Source organism: Ewingella sp. C233 (assembly GCF_055407225.1).
This window is the reverse complement of record NZ_JBUZRI010000001.1, coordinates 252,684-272,065: the sequence shown is the minus strand read 5'-3', so window position 1 is coordinate 272,065 and position 19,382 is coordinate 252,684. Positions and strand designations below refer to the sequence as shown.

Here is a 19,382-nt window from a genome sequence, read left to right as displayed (position 1 = left end):
TAACCTCTGTTTGCTTCTGGTGGTTTAAGCTGCGGCGGCTGTGTTAATCGTGGCGGCGGTGTTCCCGCTTCTGGTAGTGCCGTAGCTGTCTTTAACTGACAGGGTAACAGTTACCACGCCTGCGGCTGTTGGGGTGCCGGTTAGCTTGCCTGTCTGGTCGATTGCCAGCCCTGCCGCGCCAGCCCCTGAGAGGCTCCACGTTTTGGTATAGGTTCCATCGTCAGGCGCAACCAGAACCGCTGTCACTGACTGGCTGTAGGCTACGCCCACTTGCGGCATAGTTGCCGGTGCCGTCAGGGTCACGGTGCTGATTACGCTGCTGGCTTTGGGAGCACAGCACCTGACGCCCACGGGTTGCGGTGACGTAACCCCAGCTCTGCAATCAGTGCCGTTTTCTTAAAGTCGCCGGTTTTAGAAAGCGGCTCGTTAGAAGGGGCACGGAATACCATTTCTTGCCAGTCTTCTGGGTTGAAAATATATGCGGTGTTGTCCGGCATCTGGCGGTTATAAATAACCTTCACGGTCTGGCCTAATGGGTCGGTGATCGTGTTCACTTCCAGAGTTATTTTTTCGGTGTTTTCGAACATGCGAACGCGGTTTTCGCTCGACTGCATGCCAGAAATAACATCTTTCATGGTGTCGTTAACCATCAGCACGGCTGGTTTGCCGCCCGTTTTCCAGATTGCAGCCATGCAATCTAGAATGTCCTGTTCTGTTGGGGTGTCTGACGCTGACGTAATCAGGGTAATTGCGTCGGTCAGTGGGTCGCCCTCTACTGTGATGCCGCCGTCAGTGCTGGAAATCATGGACTGATAGCCGCCCAGCTTACGCGGGGATGTGCCTTTAACCTCGGCAACCGTTGCACCGTTAGACAAAAACGCGGCTTCTATGTCGGCTTTTAGGGCACGGCCTTTTTTCTGCACTTGGTAATTGGATTCGGTGCCGCGCCCCCAGTTTGCCTGTGCATCAGCGGAGCCAGTGACTTTGATCACTTTGGCGAAAATCTGCGTGTAACCGGTCATTGGCACGGTTGCGGTGGTTGAGTCGTCCAGAGCTGAATAATCCACACCTTCCATCTGTGCATTATCTGGGTCTGGCTGTTCGTCGCTGTCGGTCTGCCATTCGAATTTAGGCTGAGTGGCTTTTGCTTTACCGATTATTGCACTGAAAGGAAAATCGTATGGCTCAAGGTTAGAAATCCAGTCTGCTACATCTTCCTTTACGCCTACTAATTCATACGAGTTTAACGGGGTGCTTGGCATTGCTAGTGTTTCTCATTTGCGCGGTCATCCATGCGCCAAATTATGTCATTTCTTTTGTGCTGCCTTTTTTAGTATCCACACCATTTAGCGCTGATGTAAATCTCATATGCGGCATTAACTACCACAAAAGCATTTATTGTTAAAATATTATTCGTGTGACTTTTTCACCAATTCATCTACAAGCGCCTTATTCCTGCGGCGGCGTTTCAGTGTCCGTGCGCCATTCACGGCTTTTTTCGCGGCGGTTTTAATGACAGGGGCGGCGATTGCTGCCGGTGCTCCGCCAACCACAAACGCGCCAGCCATGTGAGCGGCGGTATTGTCCAGTAGCTTATCTAAATAAGTGTCTTTCCTGACCTCCGGTAATGCGCTGGCTACGCTGCGTATTTCGCGGAACTGGTTCAGAACATCAAGCCCGCGTTTTGCTCCGTCATGGGTCAGCCCCATAGCCTCATAGATTGCCTCTGCGTTGGCGTCCAGCCCGTGCGACGTGCTGCCGTTCCCGCGCTTCTTAAACTCACCGGTTTCTATGAAGTGTTCAAGGTCAGATTGCATGTGTTGCAATGTTGCCTTTTTGTGCTTTAGCGCTGTGATAACGTTAGGTTTATCCGTTGGTGTTCTGTCCAGTTCCTGCGCTGTCGTCGTGTACTCCTGTTTCACATTTCCCAGAACGTTTTCGGCCTTGTTTTTCATGGCATCCCTGACGCCCTGCGCGTGCGCGTCGTACATGGATTTAGTGATTTTCTCCACGTTATCGGGGTTTGCTATCCCCCCCACGTCCAGCCATTGCGCCAGCTCAGGTGTCTCTTTTGACATTTTAATGATGTGGATTAGGTGCGCTTTTGGGGAGCCGTCAACAAAGTCTTTAACCCTTTCGTGCATTTTCATTTCGTAGCCCTTTAGGGCGTCTATTGCGTGGTTTGTGTTTACCTTCGCGCCCATTTCGTAATCCTGAATCATCTTGTCAATTTCAGGACTATCCCTGCGCATCATCGCCTCATAATAGGGAACGTCCGCAAGGTGCCAGTAGCTTTCACTTACGGCTGGGTGCGGGGTAGCGCCGGAAGCGTAACCGCTGGTGAAATCCCTGTAAAAATCCAGCGCAGTGCCAAACTCTGCACCCAAGCTGCCGTTAGCCTGCTTTTGTAACTGGCTCAGAAAATATGATTTTGCCTCGGTGGCAGATAACCGGCGTATTGCCAGCTCTTGGAAATCATTACGCCACTGCTCCTGTGACTTCATAACACCTTCGGCCTGATTCCCTAACGCGCTTTCTCCTGCCGCCTTATTTATCCCTTTGCTTATTTCTCCCGTCACGGGATTTTGTCCTGCCTGCGGTGCCTGGCCAGCGTCACCTCTCGGAATAATATCCTGCATTTCTTCCGCTGGGATTTCTGTAACCTTTCCAGCCGCACCTCCTGCGGGCGGCATGTCCATAATTATCGGGGCGTCTGGCTTAGGAATAGGTGCGTCAGAAAATAGCCCTTTGGCATAGGCGGCTACACGCGGACTAAAACGCTCTAAAAGCGGCGCGGCTATCTTCTCCGCCGCTTTCCCTATGGCGTGACCTGCGGGAACGGACAAAACGCCCTCTAAAACGTCCGTGGTGGGGTTTGTGATGCCGTCGCCGCCCTCACGCTTAGTTTCCAGTGCATCGTCCGCCACGGTTGCGCCTGTGTTGATTAATGCCTCTGCGCTTAACTGTGCCACCCGCCCTAATTTAAGCTCAGGTAATGCCGCCCAGCTCGCAATGCTCATAATGTCACTTTCTGCGTTGTTAATGGCCTTGGTTGTCGGGTTGTTCGCGTATGCCTGCAATGCCGCCGCCATTTCTGGCGTCACTCCCAGCGCTTTTTCTGCTGGGGTGATTTTTGCCGGTGCCAGTTGAGCATAGATTTCTGGGAAGCTGGCGAAATCGTCCGCCGTGGCGTAACCCTTCTCAACGGCACGGGATGCAATCTGTTGTTGTGTGGCGTCGTCTGGGACGTTGTTCATGATAAAGCCGTTAGGCAGTTTTACTGAATGCGTCATTTAGTAATCCCCCTGCGTCGGTTTTTCTTTGCCTGTAGGCATGTCGCCAAAGGCTACCGGTAAGCCGTATTTGTCCGCTTCCTGCTCCGCCCATTGCTGCGGGGTCATGTCGCCGGATTCCAGCTTTTTCAAGTCGTCGCCAGAAATGTGACCACCCAGACCGGACACGACACCGGCCAGAATTTCTGGGTTGTTCAGGTCATACCCGCCAGATTTCACAGCGTTGGCGGCTTCGTTCGCCAGCCCGCTGGCCTGCTGAATGAATGAGTTTTTAAGCGTGGCGTTAGTCTGTGCCCGCGCTGCGTCGCTTTGCCCGTTTCCGGTGTAGCGGTGCAATGCGTCATTAGCCCAGCCAAACATACCGTCGCTCATGTGTTCCTCAGTTGCTGCAACCTGATTAGCTCTTGGTGACGCTGCGGGGGACTCAATGCCCAGCACGGATTGATTAGCCTGAAAATCACCAGCCTGATTGTGAGGGGCGGTTAAGCCTTTTTTGTAATAGTCCTCAACCTTCCCGAAAAGCTGATTTGGTGATGAAAGCCCCATTCTCAGGTTTTTGGCGTTGCTTAACTGCGTGGCAATGTCTTTCAACCCTTGCGTGTGAAGCGCTCCGGCGTATGCGTTCATGGCTGCGGCCTGTAACTGCGGGGGCATGGCGGCAATCTCTGGCGGCATAGTCGGGGCTTTCCCTTCCTTCACGAAAGCGGCGTTTTGAGCGTGTACCCCGTCAGGCATTGCAGCGCCAGCGGCGGCACCCTTACCCATATCAACCGCATATTTTGCCAATTGCAGATTATAGAGCCGGTCTGCGTTGCTCTGGGCTGCTCCCATTCGGCGGTTTTGCAAGTCAAACATGCGGCCTTGCTGGGCTTCCTGCTCCGCCATGCGCTCACGAAATTGCGTGTCCTGCTGGTCAAATTTGCGGTTGAACTGGTCAGACTGTTGCGATTCCCGTTCATCGAATTGTTTCGCCTGCTGCATCTGTTTTGCTTCTGATTCCAGCGTCTTGTTATTGCCGGTTTTGTACCAATCCAGAATAGCGGGGAACGTGTACCCGTCCGCCTGTAGCTTGTTAACGTACTTCGCACGCTGGCGTAATGCGTTGCCGTGGTCGTGAATGGCAATGGCTCCCCACATACCCGCCACAATCGCAGAACCGGCGTTACCCGTGGCAAGGCCAGCCATAACCGCCACCATAAAAGAGCCTGTCCACATTTCCTTATGGATTTCACCCTGTGACGGCGGCTTAACCGTAGGGGCGCTCATTTGCTCCTGCACGTAGTTGCGTTGGTAAACCGTAGGGACAACACTCCCTTGATTCATGGTGACAGGGGTTTGCTGGATAGATTCGGCGGCGGTTTTGGCCTGTTGAATCTGCTGCTGTTGCTGTAGTGATGTTGTCATTTACCCGCTACCTTTTGGCCTTTTAATGCTTTGCTCATGGTCTGGGACTGGTCAGCGCTATTTGCTGCCGCGCCGGTTCCCTGTTTGCCGGTCTGCTTCACGGCTTCGTCATATGAATCCTGCGCCAGTTGATAGGCCAGCTCGTTTGCGCGTTGGTGGGTAATCTTTCCATCCAATGCAGCGGAAATGATTTCCTGTAACACGCCGTCAAGATGCTGTTGTTTGAAAGCGAACATTGGGAAGCTGTGCCCCAACTGCTCGGGAGACATTGAACCCTGTAAGCGCATCAGTTCCGGTTGCTGGTAGGGGGCTTTCGGTGCCTGAACCCATGTCACGGCGTCAGCGTTGGGGTCATACTGCGGTTTAAACCCTTCCTGCTTTGCCCATTCCAATTTCACAGGGTCGTCAATTGGGGCGCTTGCCGGAGCGTCAGGCATAAGGGTTGCAGCAAGCTTGTCATAGCCCGCCAGCATTGCGTTAAAGTCCTGCGTTGTCTTTTTCATCCGAAAAGGTTGCTCCACTGGTGAATGCTGCTTAACGGGTTATCGTCCGCCATCTTGATGACTTCGTTAAACGGTGCCATTTCGCCGGATGTGTTGGCGTTGATAGCGTGCGCCGGAGTCGCAGCGCCAGCGGCATGGCTTGCGGTGTGTGGGCGGAGCGCCGCGCCCATAATGGCTGGCATCATTGGCTTTAATGCGTCTCCTATCCACGATTCCGCATCATCCATAGCGCTATTTGCCGATAGCCCCGCCGGTCCGTTATTGGTGGCTGTCATTCCAGCGCCACCCTGTGCCGGTGTTAGTGGAACGGTTGAGGCGATTTGTCCGGCCTGCTGCGGCGTGTCGCCCATGCCTAACATGCTTTCTACAGAATCGACGCCCTCAGATGCCAAAGAACTCAAGCTATCCCAGATACCCATTAGAACAAGCCCCCCATAATCCCAGAATCGCTGTCACTGCTGCTGGAACTGCTGGAAGTGGTATCAATGCCCGCCGTAGGTAGAACCACGTCAAGCATTGCCGCCATGTTGAGCCAGTTCATGTTGTTGTTGATCATGTCGTTTTTGCGGTTGTTGTTTGCTGTTTCTTGGTTGTACCACTGTTCAAACAACCCAGATTTAAACTGGTTCGCGCTGCCTTTGCCCGCCATTTTCGTGCCGGTGTTAAAGATGCTTTCACCGGTTCCCATCATCTCAGAAATAAGTCCGATTTCGCCAGACATAGCGCCGCCTGTCAGGTTCACAGCCTCGTTTAGAACCTGCTGTGATACTTTGCTCATTTGCTGGGTCATGCTGTTAGCGCCAGAGGCCAGAATGCTGTTAGTTGCGTTCTGTGCTGCACTGCTGCCAGCTACGGATGTAGACGCCATGTTTGATTGTGCGGACTGCCCGAACTCTGCGCCCATCTGGGAATAAACGCTGTCCTGAATGGCTGCGTCCTGCCCAGCGATGAAATCATCAGCGGAGTTATACAGGCCGGACACGCCGCCCATGAATTGAGACTTTGCGCCGCCGTTGAGTAGATTCTCAAGGCTCGCAATTGACTGCTGAACCAGTGACGCGCCGCCCTGTGCAATGTTGGTGCCTGTGTTAATAGTGCCGCCAGAGGCGTAACGGTCTAATGCCGCCTGTTCTGCCGGAGTCATGCCCGCAACGGTTGAATCTGTGTAGTCAATCGTCGGGTTGCTGTTGATAAAGTCCGTGACAATCGGCTCTAAAATGTCAGAAAGCCAGCTCGCTTGTGAGTTGCTGGAACTGCTGGAACTGCTGCCGGAGCCGCCGACAACGTTGGAAATTACGCCCATTATTTAGCGCCCCAGATGTTTTTAGTGATCCAGTCGTCTGTCCCTACGTCGGTTTTCTTCTCTACGCGGGCGACAGGCTTTTTGTTCTGGACGCGCACGGCTTTTTTGCCTGCTGCCCGTAACTTGGTTTCAGCTTCTGCCTGTGCTTTGCGGTGCGCCATAGCATCACGCGCCAGCGCCATGAATTCTGGGCTGATTGCGTCCATGATTTGATCGGGTTTAAACAGGCCGGACACAAAGTTATCAACCTCTGTCAGCTCTGCTTTAGACCAGCCGGATCGGTAGAGATTGGTCGCAGTGTTGCGTACGTTCTGAATCTGCGCCTGTTTAAGCGCCTGTTCGCGCTGCTGCTTTTCCTGCGCTGCGGCAGTGTTCAGGACGTTGAGACGCTGCTTAGCTTGAATTAACTGTTGGTGGGTGCTCTGGTAGTCAGTGGCGGGGAGGCGTCCAGATTTGAGCGCGGCCTCAAGCTCTGCGATCACCTTACTGGTTTCAGTGGTCGCCAGAATCTCAAGTTGCTGGGCGGTTTCGCCATAGCTGCGGATATTAGCCACCAGCGGCGCGAATGACTCATTAAAACGGGTGAACACTTCGCGATGTTGCAGGGCTTCTGTTACGTCGTCGGTGGTGTAATCGACATCGCCTAGCGTCCAGATTTCGCCGTCTGTTTCGCTGCCGTCAGAATCTCCCTGAATCTCGGTGCCGTCTCCGGCGCTGGCGTCAGCTTCGTCCTCTGGGAAACCAGCGCCAGCTCCTGCGCTCGCTTCTGTGCTTTCGTCGTTTTTCGCTTCTGGTTCATGTCCAAAAAGTGATTTCGTAATGTCCATTGGGGCATCGTTGTTTACTCCGTTTACTTCCACGGTGGCGGCTTCTGCTGACATTGGTAATTATCCTGTTAAATTGTTAAAGGATGAAATTTATCACCCCTTTTTAGTTTGCCTACAGTTTTTAAAACCAATCAAGCTGCGTTATCCAGTGACTCCTGCGATTGAGCATTTTTTGTTAAGTCGCTATTTTCGTCGTCCCGCTGCTTCTGGGCGTCCAGTATCAACCGCATCTTGTCCGTGTCGATTTCACTAAGTATCTGTTTAATCTCAGCAAGGTCTTTGGCGGCTTCGTTGTATTTCTTCTGTGTGTCCGCTTTCTGGTCGTTGACTTTGCCCTCTGCTAATTCAGTTGCGGCAATCTGTGAGCGGAGTTGCGCCACGGTCAGAACGGCCTGAATCAACTGCTGTGCCTTGCTCGGTTTCGGCATATCCTCCGGTGCGGTGATGTAGTTCGAAACATCTTGCTGACCGGTTGCCGCCCGCATGTAATCGGCAAAGATGTTGTATTTATTTTCATCCGTTATGTTCGCCGGAATGGTGCCAGCCTGCGTGCCGGTGTTAAGCGCGTTCAGCACGTTGGCGGCGGCGTTTGCTCTGTCGTAAGCCGTCTCTACGTCAATCGACAAACCTAAATCGCTGCGGATTGCTTTCAGGGGGAGCGCTATCCCGTTCACGTCTAAGTTGTTGCCCATTTCCTGCAATACCAGTAATAGAATCCGGTACATAGGTTTGATAAACGTCTCTGCAATCGTCTTAGCAATCTGGTTTTCGTTAAGCTCCTGTTTGTCTTGAGTGAGCGCCACAGCGACGCCGGACGCCTGCCCGTTTTCTTCCAGTGCCTGCGCCTGTCCTGCGCTGCCCTGAATGGTGTCTTTAGCATCCTGTGAAATCTCGTTATTCAGTAATTGCATGGCGTTGGGAATGTCCGTTACCTGCAACTTGCTGATTGCGCCAACCCCCTTGACTTCATAAAAGGCTCCCGCGCCACGATTGGCTAGTGAGGCTTTCCCCTTGGCTGTTAGCAGTGATTCAACCCCGACGTACTCACCATAAGCGGCGTTATCTGCTGCGCGTTGAATTGCACGCATAGCGCGGGTTTTGCTGGTCTGTGCTGATTGGCAAATGTCATACAGGGATTCACTCCACGCGGAGCCGTTAGCGACTGACATACCTCCCAGAACAAGCGGGCAATAGGCTACTTTTTCCATGTGAACAATCTGCACGTCAGTAGTGACGCAGTAATACATGTTCTGTTTCTTGCTGTTGTAATACCCGCGCCAGTAGTGATGCCAGATGGTGATCGTGTTGTTGTAGTCGCTAATTACAGAATCCTGGCCTGTCACATCGTCGCCGTTCATGTCGTCAATAACTAACAGGGTCTTATCTATGCCGCGCCCCTCTGCGGTGTTGTCTTTCTCTCCCTTACGGAGTGCTTTCAGGTCGTAGCCGCGCTCTGCTGCCTGCCCGATAGTGATTTTCTCCGCGTAACCCGTGTAATTGCTGTCCTCTACCGTCTCCGCTTCTGGGTGTAACAGGAAGTCTTTAAAGTCGATTAAATTGATGACCGGATATTTGATTTCACGGGTGCCCTGAACCCAGCCGGTTACGGTCTGGGTGTCTTCGTCCAGCGTTATGTCTGACACGACGTTATAGCCCGCCAGCTTAATGGCTTCTGTTGCGGTCATTAGCTCCCGCACGTCTGCGCCGTCGAACTTGTGTTTATCCGTTTCGTATGTCTTGGTTTCATAGCCCACTAGTGCCGCCTGATTGCCTGTGATTAGCATTTCTTTGATGGCTTTCATGTAAACGGTGTAAGCGTTGTTTACCTTGAGCGCTGCGGTGTGTACGGCTTTGGTGATGGCCTTTGCAATGTCGATATTGCCGGTTTCGTCACTGTCGAACGATACAGGGGCTTTCTCTGAATCCGTGAATAGCGCCACCAGCGATGGATAGATACTTTCAAACGCTTTCCACATCACGCGGGACGCGGGCAAATCCCCCTTACGCATGACCTCCGGCGCGGTGCCTCTGTAGAACGCCCATGCGCGGTTATAACGCTTTGCGAGGGTGTTTTGTCGAACCTGCGCGGCGGTTTTGTTGTTCCATAATTCGGTGAAAAGCTGGCTTTTATTCAAGGTCGTAAGCTCCCATATCTGTATCAAATGGATTAATGCCTGGTGTGTCGCTTGCTGTTCGGCGCTGTTGCGCGGTGGAGTGATATTCCCCATCGTCACGCACGCGAATGGCGGCGATTCTCATTGCATCTATAAAGTGGTTGTCTACGTCACTCGGGATAGTGCGTGTTCCTGACTTCTTCCACTGGTACAGCCGTATTTCCCTCATAACCTCCGTGCATGTTGTGAATATCTTTAACATCCCGTCTTGGAACCATTGCGCGATGATGGCTATTGAACCGGTCAGGCTGCGCCGGTTGTTTTCCATAGGGGCAAGGTCGGGTGGTATTTCAAATAGTGCTGGGTGAACGTTAGCGCCAGCCCCGCGCATAATTTCGGCGCGTGATTGCTGCGTACCGGCCTGAATGCCTGCGGAGTCGTGGGGGGTTTTGATTACGATGGATGGCAAGCCCAGCCCGTCGAACTCATTCGGCGTTTTGCCTGTGCTCTCCGTCCAGTCGGCGGGACAATCGCCCGTTACCTTGCGGGCGATGTAGTCAGGCATATGGCTGTTGGCGTAGGCGTCACGCTCTGCCGTGCTGCCCCATTCGTTGAACACGTAGCGAATTCCGGTATCAGGGTCGTAAGCAATAAACACCAGCGTTGATGGGTCACGAATGCCCGAATAGCCAAAGTCGCAAGCCGCCACAACCAGCCAGTGGTCTGGAATAGCAAATGGGGCGCAAAGCATCTGTTCATCTGTGTACGGGTAGATTGCACCCACGCCGATAACTGGGATTCCCTGACTTCTCATTTTGCGTTGATAGTACGGAATACGCGCCAGCAAACTGGCCTTAACCTCTGCGGTCAGGTGTTCGGCGTCGTCCCATGTCGCATTCTGGAAGAAAATTTCCCCAGTTTTGTCGTCACGACATTGAGCATAAAAATCCGTGATTCCGATTTCAGGGGTAGCGGTAACAGCAATGCAACCGCGTGTGGTCGTAGTACGAGTGGTGCACTGTGCAATGATTTCCAGCTCTTTTTCTGACTGTTCATCAACCCATGCAAAGACGATTGATTGCCCCATGTACACGGTTTCATCTTGTGTCGCACTATAGAAATGAATCTCACTTTCTGCCCCTGATACATGCCTGACACGCAGGCTAATGAGTGTTTCACCACGGCGGACAATGGAATCCCAAACAATCAGCTCACGGGGAATGGATCCTGTCCCGTAAAGCGATGTGCTGCGGGCGTCATTGGTGCCGATGATTTCTTTCTGCAAAACCTTACGAGTAGAGTCCGCACTGATACCGATAGCCCACAGGGTGCCAGCGTCACACCGGAACCCGTTCCACCATTCGGGATAGAGGCCTGTTGCGTGATAGGCGAACTCATGCGCCGCAGCGTATGTCTTCCCGATTCGGTTTGCTGCTGACAGGTAGCGGAGCAAGCATTGCGATCCAGACGAAAACCAGCGGCGCTGATACTCATACGGGGTAAAGAAATCCATGCGGTAGAACTTATTGAACGTCTGCGCGGCGCGGATTACATGCAGGTTTCGGCGCATGGCTTCCACCCCGGCGCGGGCGATGCCTGCCGCCAGAGTCCTGACCTTTGTCCGGTGCTCAAGTGTTGATAGGGCTATGTCTGCGGTGCTCACAGCTTCACGCCCATTTCTGCGGCGATTGCTGCCAGTTCATCGTCTGAAACGTTGTTTCCGTCTGTGGCCTGTGCGATGCGCTGCCCTTCGTCAACCAGTGAAGGGGCGGAACTCATGAGGCGGACGGCAAGAGTTGCCAGAACTGCAAACGGGGTGTCTTTCAGTGTTGGCGAATTCAGGCGCTCAAAGACACGCCCCATTACGCCACCCTCAGCTACATACAGGCTTGTTTCTTCCTGCATGGCTCGGGCGCGATTGGCTGCGGCCTGTGAATTCTTGAATGCTGCGTATCGTGAATATTGCTGAACTGTGGGTAACGTATTCGGGGGACAAAATCCCTCAGAACGCATTTCGATTAGGTGGGCTTTAGCCTCTGCACTTAACAAAACCTCTTTTCGTTGTGTGCGGGCGTCTTCTTGTTCCATCTGTTTCGGCTTTGCACCTACCAGAATGTTAGCCCTCTTGCGGGCATTCTCTCTGACTTTGCGAGCGGCTTTGCTCATTGCTCAATCACTGCAATTCTGTGGGCTTATCCTGCCCAAAAACTATACGGAAAATATTTCTACGGTGATGCCAGACGGTGCCAATAACAACCATTCCTAAGCAACGGGAGGAAGCACGGCACGAACAAGGTTAGGGATTAGCCCCGACCTGTCCGCGCTTTCAAGTGCCTTACCTTAAGTTTCCGGTTAGGTTTTCACTTGCCCCGCCCCAGAATGCCGTCTGTGCGTGGGTCAAGGGTCTGATTCGAGCCTAACATTGCTCTGCCGCGCCCCCCTTGCCTCTCTCTCTCCCATTGCCTACGCGCAAACTCAATCGCAACGGCGGGGAGGGGATACAACGGCGCTCACCAATGGCGTTCATTCATCTCGGTGATTCACTTATTCCGGCGATGCAACCTGCCCTTGTATGCGATGGCTCAACGCTAACCGGAACTCTATCCCTGAATAGTTACAGGGACAGCATGAGCACAAAACTCACTTATTTAGTAAGCACAGAAAAATATCTAGGGTTTGTGGCGATTCGTGCGGGAGTTTTTTTACGGTTCGGTGAATACGGTTGTACCTGACCCGTTACCTGACCTGCTAGATTTAAGCTTGCGTGATGGAATTTGGCTTAAGTGATTGATTTTAAATGGTACGCCCTACAGGATTCGAACCTGTGACCTACGGCTTAGAAGGCCGTTGCTCTATCCAACTGAGCTAAGGGCGCATTGCAGTCCCGTTTGGGAGCGTTGCGGACTCGGATTATACGGGCAGACCGCAGTGAGTCAATGGCTTTCGACCTCACTGCTTAATGACTGAACGATTTGTCGTTATTCTCTGCCCTGCCCGCCTTTAGTTGGATTGCGTGGAGACCTTTTTCTCTGAATTTATGGCCGCAGTGATCACCCTTGCCGATGCTTGATAGGCGATATTTTCATAGGCCGTCAGTTCAGGTTGCAGGGTTTGTACCACGCCTCTTTTACCGATAACGGCAGGCTGGCCAATGTATACCCGCAGATTCTCATCCCACGCTGCGACCGGATAGACAGTGTTGGCATCCGAGAGAATGGCATCGACTAAGCGTGCGGTGGCCGTCGCGATACCAAAACTGGTCCAGCCTTTGCCTTGCAGTATCTCCCAGCCACCACCGCGCACAGCGCTGTCCATTTTGGCCCAGTCCACAGCGGTATCGCCCGCCAGTTCGGCAACCGGTCGGCCGCCTAATGTCACGGTGCTCCAGGCCACAAACTGCGACTCACCGTGTTCACCCATCACGTAACCTGTGACACTTTTCGGATCAAAGCCGAAGAACTCACCGACCACGCGCTTCATGCGGGCAGTATCGAGTGATGTTCCGGTACCGAAAACCTGTGAATCCGGGAAACCGCTGGTCTGCTGAATAATCTGGGTTATCACGTCACAAGGGTTGGTAATGTTGAGGATCACCCCACCAAAACCGCTGGCAATAATGCGCGGTACCACTTCACGCACGGCGGCACGGGTCTCGGCCAGCTCTTCCAGCCGGTCTTCGCGCAATAATGTTTTTGGACCGACGGCGATGACCACTACGTCTGCATCCTGCAATTGAGCATAGTCATTGGCGATGACCTTGACCCGAGACGCGATAAGCGATGCCATATCGCGCAGTTCCAGTGCCTGACTGGCCGCCTTCTTCTCGTTTTCATCCAGCAAAACAATCACATCGCACAGTCCCTGCGTGACCAGAGAAAAGGCCACATCCGCGCCGACATGGCCCGCGCCGATAATTCCCACTTTACGTGTCATCCCGCTTTTCCTTATATTTTCGATTTTACGTTCTCTTAAAATAGCCACATTCCCTGCAAACGTCTTCGCAATCCTGCCGCAATTTTATGGGTCACGACAATTCAGCGCCTGACAGCGCGCGCTGCATCTGCCAAAATAGGACCATCCCCTGCATTTTTTAATTGATGGATTTACTCCCCGATGTCAGCAAAGATTATTGACGGTAAAACGATTGCGCAGCAGGTCAGAAACGAAGTTGCGGAAAAAGTGAAACAACGACTGGCCGCCGGTAAACGTGCACCGGGTTTGGCTGTTGTGCTGGTCGGAGAGAATCCGGCGTCGCAGATTTATGTCGCCAGCAAGCGCCGCTCCTGTGAGGAGGTCGGCTTCCTGTCGCGCTCTTATGATTTACCCGCTACCACCACCGAAGGCGAGCTGCTGAAGTTAATCGATGAGCTGAACAATGACAGCGCCATCGACGGCATCTTGATTCAGCTGCCGCTGCCTGCGGGCATCGACAATGTGAAAGTGCTGGAAAGCATTCACCCGGACAAAGACGTCGATGGCTTCCACCCTTACAATGTCGGCCGTCTGTGCCAGCGTGCGCCAACCCTGCGCCCTTGTACACCGCGCGGCATCGTGACGCTGCTGGAACGCTATGGCATCGATACTTTTGGCCTGAATGCCGTGGTGATTGGCGCATCTAACATCGTTGGCCGTCCGATGAGCATGGAACTGCTGCTGGCCGGTTGTACCACCACCGTTACGCACCGCTTTACCAAAAACCTGCGTCATCACGTCGAGAATGCCGATCTGGTGGTGGTTGCCGTGGGTAAACCGGGCTTTATTCCCGGCGAATGGATTAAACCGGGCGCAATCGTAGTGGATGTCGGTATAAACCGTCTGGAAAGTGGTAAAGTTGTCGGCGATGTGGAATTTGATGCCGCCGCAGAACGTGCTTCATTTATTACACCGGTGCCGGGCGGCGTAGGCCCGATGACGGTCGCGACGCTGATTCAAAATACCTTGCAGGCTTGCGAGGAATATCACGACATCAGCGCCAACTAAAAGTCAGTAACAGATAAGTCAGGAAACCATGGAAACTTTTTTTCTCGAAAAACACCCGCACGTTGAACTGTGCGACCTGCTCAAATTTATGGGCTGGTGTGAAAGCGGCGCAGCGGCTAAAGCCGTGATCGCTGAAGGTCAGGTGACGGTCAACGGGCAGGTAGAAACCCGCAAACGTTGTAAAATCCTTGCCGACCAGCAGGTAGAATTTGCCAGCAGCAAGCTGGTGGTCAAAGCCTCAGCCGAATAAACCCGGTTCTGAGCAATAAAAAAGCGCGGAGGGGATAACCCGGCCGCGCTTTTTTTATGCTGCATTTAGAGCATCAGAACCGATTACTTACGACGCCATGTCGTTCCATTTGGCCCATCCTCTAACACGATACCCATTTCATTTAAGCGATCGCGCGCTTGATCCGCCATACCCCAATCTTTGCTGGCACGGGCGTCGTTACGCTGTTTGATCAGGGCTTCTATCTCAGCTACTTCGCCGTCGTCCTCCGCCTGAGCACCAGATTGCAGGAACTGCTCCGGATCTTTCTCCAACAGGCCCAGCACGCTGCCCAACTGGCGCAGTTCTGCGGCTAAACCGTTGGCCGCATTCATGTCTTCCGCTTTCAGACGGTTGATATCTCGCGCCATATCGAACAGAACGGAATAGGCTTCCGGCGTGTTGAAATCGTCGTCCATCGCTTCACGAAAACGCGTGACAAAGGCTTCGCCACCGGCTGGTGTGGCAATGGCATCCGTACCGCGCAGTGCGGTGTAGAGGCGCTCCAGCGAGGTGCGCGCCAGTTTCAGGTTCTCTTCGCTGTAGTTCAGCTGACTGCGGTAATGCCCGGACATGAGGAAATAGCGCACGCTTTCGGCGTCGTAATATTTCAAGACATCACGCACGGTGAAGAAGTTATCCAGCGATTTGGACATCTTCTCGCGGTCAATCATCACCATACCCGAGTGCATCCAGGTATTGACGTACGGGCCGTCGTGGGCGCAGCTCGACTGAGCGATTTCATTCTCGTGATGCGGGAACATCAGGTCAGAACCGCCGCCGTGAATATCAAAATGTTCACCAAGCTGTTTGCAGTTCATCGCCGAACATTCGATATGCCAGCCCGGACGTCCTTCGCCCCAGGGTGAGGTCCAGCTAGGTTCGCCCGGCTTGGACATCTTCCAGAGTACGAAGTCCATCGGGTTACGTTTGACATCGGCCGTTACTTCAACGCGCGCACCAGCCTGAAGTTGGTCCAGATCCTGACGAGACAGCAAACCGTAATCCGGATCGCTTTCCACCCAGAACATCACGTCACCGTTAGACGCCACGTAGGCGTGATCGCGGTCGACCAGCTTCTGAACGATGTCGATGATCTCCGCAATATGCCCTGTGGCACGCGGCTCGGAATCGGGTGGAAGAATACCGAGTGAGGCGAAATCAGCGTGCATCTCAGCGATCATCCGGTCGGTCAGCGCGGTAAAGGCTTCGCCCTTTTCTGCTGCACGTTTAATAATTTTGTCGTCAATATCGGTAATGTTACGCACATATTTCAGGTCATAACCGAGATAGCGCAAGTAGCGCGATACCACATCAAAAGAGACAAAGGTGCGACCGTGACCAATGTGACACAGGTCGTAAACGGTGATCCCACACACGTACATACCGACTTTACCGGCATGAATTGGCTTGAATTCCTCTTTTTGGCGACTCAGGGTATTAAAAATCTTCAGCATCAGGCTATTCCGTGTGTTGGGCATTGAAAACGTCAATTGTGCTCATAATATAACGAAAAGGAGTTTGCCGAAACGGCATAAGCCCCCGGAGAGACGGATTCGGAAAATAATTAGCGTTATAAAGTAACATTAAAACCAAAATGTAGCAGCAACGTCGCTGTGAAAATGAGCAGATGAAACGCCCGGCTGACGCCTGCTTTCGAGTTATGGTATAAAGAAAGGCTATATTGGGTGCTCGCACCGAGAGCATAAATCAACATAAGCAGGATGATTATTATGGTCACTTTACACACCAATCACGGCGACATCGTCATTAAAACCTTCGCGGACAAAGCGCCGGTCACCGTCGAAAACTTCCTGAACTATTGCCGTAAGGGTTTCTACGACAACACCATTTTCCACCGTGTTATTGACGGCTTCATGATTCAGGGCGGCGGTTTTGAGCCAGGCATGAACCAGAAAAATACCGACGCGCCAATCAAAAACGAAGCGAATAACGGTCTGAAAAACACCAAAGGCACGCTGGCAATGGCCCGTACCAATGACCCGCATTCAGCCACTGGCCAGTTCTTCATCAACGTGACTGACAACGATTTCCTTAACCACACTGGCGAAAACGCACAGGGTTGGGGCTACTGCGTATTTGCAGAAGTGGTTGAAGGCCAGGACGTGATCGATGCGATTAAAGGTGTGAAAACCGGTCGCAGCGGCATGCATCAGGACGTTCCAAAAGAAGACGTGATCATTAAAAGTGTTACTGTCAGCGAATAACTGACATTTAATGACGACGTTTTTTATCGCAGATATCCATCTTTGCGCACAGGAACCGGCAATTACTGCCGGTTTTCTGCGTTTTTTACGTGACGATGCACCGCAGGCCGATGCGCTGTACATTCTCGGTGATCTGTTCGAAGCCTGGATAGGTGACGATGACCCGCAGCCCCTGCACGCAGAGATCGCCACGGCGCTTAAAACTCTCCACCAGCAGGGCGTCCCCTGTTTCTTTATTCATGGTAACCGCGATTTTTTGGTCGGGCGACGCTTTGCACGCGACAGCCTGATGCAAATTCTGCCCGATACCAAAGTGCTCGAACTTTATGGCCACCGGGTGCTGATCCTGCACGGCGATACACTTTGCACCGACGATACCGGCTATCAGAAATTCCGCAAAAAAGTCCGCAATCCGCTGATTCAAAAAGTCTTCCTCGCTCTGCCGCTAAAATGGCGTCTGTCGATTGCCGCGAAAATGCGTGCTGACAGTAGGGCCTCTAACAGCGGAAAATCGCTGGAGATCATGGACGTCAATCCGCAGGCGGTGATTAACGCTATGCAGGCAAACGGCGTCGAATGGATGATCCACGGCCATACTCATCGCCCCGCGATCCACGACGTGCCGTTAAACGACCAGACCGGCCACCGCGCCGTACTGGGTGCCTGGCATGAAGAGGGCTCGATGATTAAAGTCAGTACCGATGGCGTGGAGCTGGTGACCTTCCCGTTCTGATCCCTTCGTTTTAAAAGCCGCATAAACCCGGCACGCAATCGTTTTCCTCGCTTTGGGAGCGTGATATGATTTGCGCCCTCTCCGTCAGAAAACCCCGGTGTAAAATCTCCGGATGCCTGGCGACGCTTGTTTAATCACAGGAGCTTTACAGACATGTCATCCAACGTTACCCCGGCAAAAATCGCCATCGTTATGGGGTCTAAAAGTGACTGGGCGACCATGCAGTTCGCCGCCGAGGTTCTTACAACGCTGAATATTCCTTTCCATGTCGAAGTTGTTTCCGCTCACCGTACGCCAGACAAGCTGTTCAGCTTTGCCGAGCAGGCGTCTGAAAACGGTCTGGATGTGATTATCGCAGGCGCAGGCGGCGCGGCTCATTTACCGGGAATGATTGCCGCGAAAACGCTGGTACCGGTGCTCGGCGTACCGGTGCAAAGTGCCGCGCTGAGCGGTGTCGACAGCCTCTATTCCATCGTCCAGATGCCACGCGGCATTCCTGTCGGAACGCTGGCTATCGGTAAAGCGGGTGCCGCCAACGCGGCCCTGCTGGCAGCGCAGATTCTGGCGCTGCACGATGCTGAAATTGGCAAAAGTCTGGCGGCTTGGCGCAAGGCGCAAACCGATGAAGTGTTGAATAACCCTGACCCGCGGGAGGAAGCATGAAGCCGGTTTGCGTACTCGGAAATGGCCAGTTAGGCAGAATGCTGCGTCAGGCGGGTGAACCCCTGGGGATCGCGGTTTACCCCGTCGGCCTCGATGCCGAACCGGAAGCAGTGCCCTTTTCGCAAAGCGTGATCACCGCTGAAATTGAGCGCTGGCCAGAAACCGCCCTGACGCGCGAACTGGCGACGCACGAAAGTTTTGTGAATCGCGATATTTTTCCTCGTCTGGCCGATCGCCTGACGCAAAAGCAACTACTCGATCAGCTCGGTTTAGCCACCGCACCGTGGCAGTTGCTGGCTGATGTGGCCGAATGGCCGCAGGTCTTCGCGCAGCTCGGCGAGCTGGCAATTGTTAAGCGCCGCGTAGGCGGTTACGACGGCCGCGGACAGTGGCGTTTGCGCGCCGACGAAGAAACGACATTACCGGCTGACTGCTACGGCGAATGTATCGTCGAACAAGGCATCAATTTCTCCGGCGAAGTCTCGCTGGTTGGCGCACGCGGCCACGACGGCCAGACCGTGTTCTATCCGCTGACCCATAACCTGCATGAAGAAGGCATTCTGCGCACCAGCGTGGCGCTGCCACAGCCGGACGCCGCTTTGCAGCAGCAGGCAGAAAGCATGTTATCGGCCATTCTTAATGAGCTGAATTATGTCGGCGTGATGGCGATGGAGTGTTTTGTAGTCAGCGAAGGTTTACTGATCAACGAACTGGCACCGCGCGTACACAACAGCGGGCACTGGACACAAAATGGCGCATCCTACAGCCAGTTCGAAATGCATCTGCGCGCGATTCTTGGCCTGCCGTTGCCAAAACCGGTGGTCAGTACGCCTTCTGTGATGGTTAATCTGATTGGTACGGCAGTTTCCACCGACTGGCTGAGCCTGCCGCTGGTAAACCTGCACTGGTATGAGAAAGAGGTGCGAGAAGGCCGTAAGGTCGGGCACCTCAATCTGAATGACGCCAGCGCCGGGTTACTGAAAGAAGCGCTGATCGCGTTAGTACCGATGCTGCCGCCGGCATACAAAAGCGGTATCGAATGGGCCGTTGAAAAACTGTGATCGGT

The 19,382-nt window shown here is 53.3% G+C and carries 19 protein-coding genes and 1 tRNA gene; 6 read left to right on the top strand and 14 right to left on the bottom strand.

Annotated features, from left to right (window positions below):
* Positions 1-24: 24 nt before the first annotated feature.
* The 13 genes from ACZRKO_RS01320 to ACZRKO_RS01260 all read right to left on the bottom strand — a co-directional run bounded on the left by ACZRKO_RS01320 (position 25) and on the right by ACZRKO_RS01260 (position 13,377).
* Entirely contained in the window at positions 25-303 is a 279-nt protein-coding gene (locus ACZRKO_RS01320) for a putative Ig domain-containing protein (RefSeq protein ID WP_463735476.1), read from the bottom strand.
* An 8-nt stretch (positions 304-311) separates the two neighbouring features.
* Complete coding sequence (locus ACZRKO_RS01315) at positions 312-1,262, bottom strand: SU10 major capsid protein (RefSeq protein ID WP_463735475.1); 951 nt, start codon at positions 1,260-1,262, stop codon at positions 312-314.
* A gap of 147 nt (positions 1,263-1,409) precedes the next feature.
* Positions 1,410-3,293: a hypothetical protein gene (locus ACZRKO_RS01310; RefSeq protein WP_463735474.1), complete on the bottom strand. Its 1,884-nt coding sequence runs from the start codon at positions 3,291-3,293 to the stop codon at positions 1,410-1,412.
* Positions 3,294-4,697 (bottom strand): hypothetical protein, encoded by a 1,404-nt coding sequence (locus tag ACZRKO_RS01305; protein WP_463735473.1) that lies wholly within the window; start codon positions 4,695-4,697, stop codon positions 3,294-3,296.
* On the bottom strand, positions 4,694-5,200 hold the full coding sequence (locus ACZRKO_RS01300; RefSeq protein WP_463735472.1) for a hypothetical protein: 507 nt from the start codon (positions 5,198-5,200) through the stop codon (positions 4,694-4,696). Before ACZRKO_RS01300 ends, ACZRKO_RS01305 begins: the two co-directional genes overlap by 4 nt.
* Complete coding sequence (locus ACZRKO_RS01295) at positions 5,197-5,601, bottom strand: hypothetical protein (RefSeq protein ID WP_463735471.1); 405 nt, start codon at positions 5,599-5,601, stop codon at positions 5,197-5,199. Before ACZRKO_RS01295 ends, ACZRKO_RS01300 begins: the two co-directional genes overlap by 4 nt.
* 17 nt (positions 5,602-5,618) lie before the next feature.
* On the bottom strand, positions 5,619-6,503 hold the full coding sequence (locus ACZRKO_RS01290; protein WP_463735470.1) for a hypothetical protein: 885 nt from the start codon (positions 6,501-6,503) through the stop codon (positions 5,619-5,621).
* Positions 6,503-7,384, bottom strand: coding sequence for a hypothetical protein (locus ACZRKO_RS01285; protein ID WP_463735469.1), 882 nt, complete (start codon positions 7,382-7,384; stop codon positions 6,503-6,505). Before ACZRKO_RS01285 ends, ACZRKO_RS01290 begins: the two co-directional genes overlap by 1 nt.
* 77 nt (positions 7,385-7,461) lie before the next feature.
* Positions 7,462-9,465 carry a portal protein gene (locus ACZRKO_RS01280; RefSeq protein ID WP_463735468.1) on the bottom strand — a complete coding sequence of 668 codons (2,004 nt, stop codon included), beginning with the start codon at positions 9,463-9,465 and terminating at the stop codon, positions 7,462-7,464.
* Positions 9,458-11,014: a terminase large subunit domain-containing protein gene (locus ACZRKO_RS01275; protein ID WP_463735467.1), complete on the bottom strand. Its 1,557-nt coding sequence runs from the start codon at positions 11,012-11,014 to the stop codon at positions 9,458-9,460. Before ACZRKO_RS01275 ends, ACZRKO_RS01280 begins: the two co-directional genes overlap by 8 nt.
* 89 nt (positions 11,015-11,103) lie before the next feature.
* Positions 11,104-11,610, bottom strand: a complete 507-nt coding sequence (locus ACZRKO_RS01270; protein ID WP_463735466.1) for a hypothetical protein — start codon at positions 11,608-11,610, stop codon at positions 11,104-11,106.
* A gap of 632 nt (positions 11,611-12,242) precedes the next feature.
* Positions 12,243-12,319 (bottom strand) — tRNA-Arg (locus tag ACZRKO_RS01265).
* Between the two features lie 125 nt (positions 12,320-12,444).
* Entirely contained in the window at positions 12,445-13,377 is a 933-nt protein-coding gene (locus ACZRKO_RS01260) for an L-lactate dehydrogenase (RefSeq protein ID WP_463735465.1), read from the bottom strand.
* Positions 13,378-13,557: 180 nt separating this feature from the next.
* On the opposite strand from ACZRKO_RS01260, the gene folD reads away from it, so the two are divergent.
* On the top strand, positions 13,558-14,424 hold the full coding sequence (folD, locus tag ACZRKO_RS01255; RefSeq protein WP_463735464.1) for a bifunctional methylenetetrahydrofolate dehydrogenase/methenyltetrahydrofolate cyclohydrolase FolD: 867 nt from the start codon (positions 13,558-13,560) through the stop codon (positions 14,422-14,424).
* Between the two features lie 28 nt (positions 14,425-14,452).
* On the top strand, positions 14,453-14,674 hold the full coding sequence (gene ybcJ, locus ACZRKO_RS01250) for a ribosome-associated protein YbcJ (protein ID WP_463735463.1): 222 nt from the start codon (positions 14,453-14,455) through the stop codon (positions 14,672-14,674).
* 83 nt (positions 14,675-14,757) lie between these two features.
* On the opposite strand, the gene cysS is transcribed toward ybcJ, so the two are convergent.
* Entirely contained in the window at positions 14,758-16,149 is a 1,392-nt protein-coding gene (cysS, locus tag ACZRKO_RS01245) for a cysteine--tRNA ligase (RefSeq protein ID WP_463735462.1), read from the bottom strand.
* A gap of 276 nt (positions 16,150-16,425) precedes the next feature.
* On the opposite strand from cysS, the gene ppiB reads away from it, so the two are divergent.
* The 4 genes from ppiB (at position 16,426) to purK (ending at position 19,377) form a co-directional block, all read left to right on the top strand.
* Complete coding sequence (gene ppiB / locus ACZRKO_RS01240) at positions 16,426-16,920, top strand: peptidylprolyl isomerase B (protein ID WP_463735461.1); 495 nt, start codon at positions 16,426-16,428, stop codon at positions 16,918-16,920.
* A 10-nt stretch (positions 16,921-16,930) separates the two neighbouring features.
* On the top strand, positions 16,931-17,653 hold the full coding sequence (gene lpxH, locus ACZRKO_RS01235; RefSeq protein ID WP_463735460.1) for a UDP-2,3-diacylglucosamine diphosphatase: 723 nt from the start codon (positions 16,931-16,933) through the stop codon (positions 17,651-17,653).
* Positions 17,654-17,806: 153 nt separating this feature from the next.
* Positions 17,807-18,316: a 5-(carboxyamino)imidazole ribonucleotide mutase gene (purE, locus tag ACZRKO_RS01230; RefSeq protein WP_140470627.1), complete on the top strand. Its 510-nt coding sequence runs from the start codon at positions 17,807-17,809 to the stop codon at positions 18,314-18,316.
* Positions 18,313-19,377: a 5-(carboxyamino)imidazole ribonucleotide synthase gene (gene purK / locus ACZRKO_RS01225; protein WP_463735459.1), complete on the top strand. Its 1,065-nt coding sequence runs from the start codon at positions 18,313-18,315 to the stop codon at positions 19,375-19,377. The genes purE and purK overlap by 4 nt, the downstream gene beginning before the upstream one ends.
* Positions 19,378-19,382 lie beyond the last annotated feature (5 nt).

What these genes read in the sequence shown, in the direction of transcription:
- ACZRKO_RS01315 (WP_463735475.1), bottom strand. Translation starts at nt 1,262, where the DNA reads ATGCCAAGCACCCCGTTAAACTCGTATGAATTAGTAGGCGTAAAGGAA.
- ACZRKO_RS01310 (WP_463735474.1), bottom strand. Translation starts at nt 3,293, where the DNA reads ATGACGCATTCAGTAAAACTGCCTAACGGCTTTATCATGAACAACGTC.
- ACZRKO_RS01305 (WP_463735473.1), bottom strand. Translation starts at nt 4,697, where the DNA reads ATGACAACATCACTACAGCAACAGCAGCAGATTCAACAGGCCAAAACC.
- ACZRKO_RS01300 (WP_463735472.1), bottom strand. Translation starts at nt 5,200, where the DNA reads ATGAAAAAGACAACGCAGGACTTTAACGCAATGCTGGCGGGCTATGAC.
- ACZRKO_RS01290 (WP_463735470.1), bottom strand. Translation starts at nt 6,503, where the DNA reads ATGGGCGTAATTTCCAACGTTGTCGGCGGCTCCGGCAGCAGTTCCAGC.
- ACZRKO_RS01285 (WP_463735469.1), bottom strand. Translation starts at nt 7,384, where the DNA reads ATGTCAGCAGAAGCCGCCACCGTGGAAGTAAACGGAGTAAACAACGAT.
- ACZRKO_RS01275 (WP_463735467.1), bottom strand. Translation starts at nt 11,014, where the DNA reads ATGCGCCGAAACCTGCATGTAATCCGCGCCGCGCAGACGTTCAATAAG.
- ACZRKO_RS01270 (WP_463735466.1), bottom strand. Translation starts at nt 11,610, where the DNA reads ATGAGCAAAGCCGCTCGCAAAGTCAGAGAGAATGCCCGCAAGAGGGCT.
- ACZRKO_RS01260 (WP_463735465.1), bottom strand. Translation starts at nt 13,377, where the DNA reads ATGACACGTAAAGTGGGAATTATCGGCGCGGGCCATGTCGGCGCGGAT.
- folD (WP_463735464.1), top strand. Translation starts at nt 13,558, where the DNA reads ATGTCAGCAAAGATTATTGACGGTAAAACGATTGCGCAGCAGGTCAGA.
- ybcJ (WP_463735463.1), top strand. Translation starts at nt 14,453, where the DNA reads ATGGAAACTTTTTTTCTCGAAAAACACCCGCACGTTGAACTGTGCGAC.
- cysS (WP_463735462.1), bottom strand. Translation starts at nt 16,149, where the DNA reads ATGCTGAAGATTTTTAATACCCTGAGTCGCCAAAAAGAGGAATTCAAG.
- ppiB (WP_463735461.1), top strand. Translation starts at nt 16,426, where the DNA reads ATGGTCACTTTACACACCAATCACGGCGACATCGTCATTAAAACCTTC.
- lpxH (WP_463735460.1), top strand. Translation starts at nt 16,931, where the DNA reads ATGACGACGTTTTTTATCGCAGATATCCATCTTTGCGCACAGGAACCG.
- purE (WP_140470627.1), top strand. Translation starts at nt 17,807, where the DNA reads ATGTCATCCAACGTTACCCCGGCAAAAATCGCCATCGTTATGGGGTCT.
- purK (WP_463735459.1), top strand. Translation starts at nt 18,313, where the DNA reads ATGAAGCCGGTTTGCGTACTCGGAAATGGCCAGTTAGGCAGAATGCTG.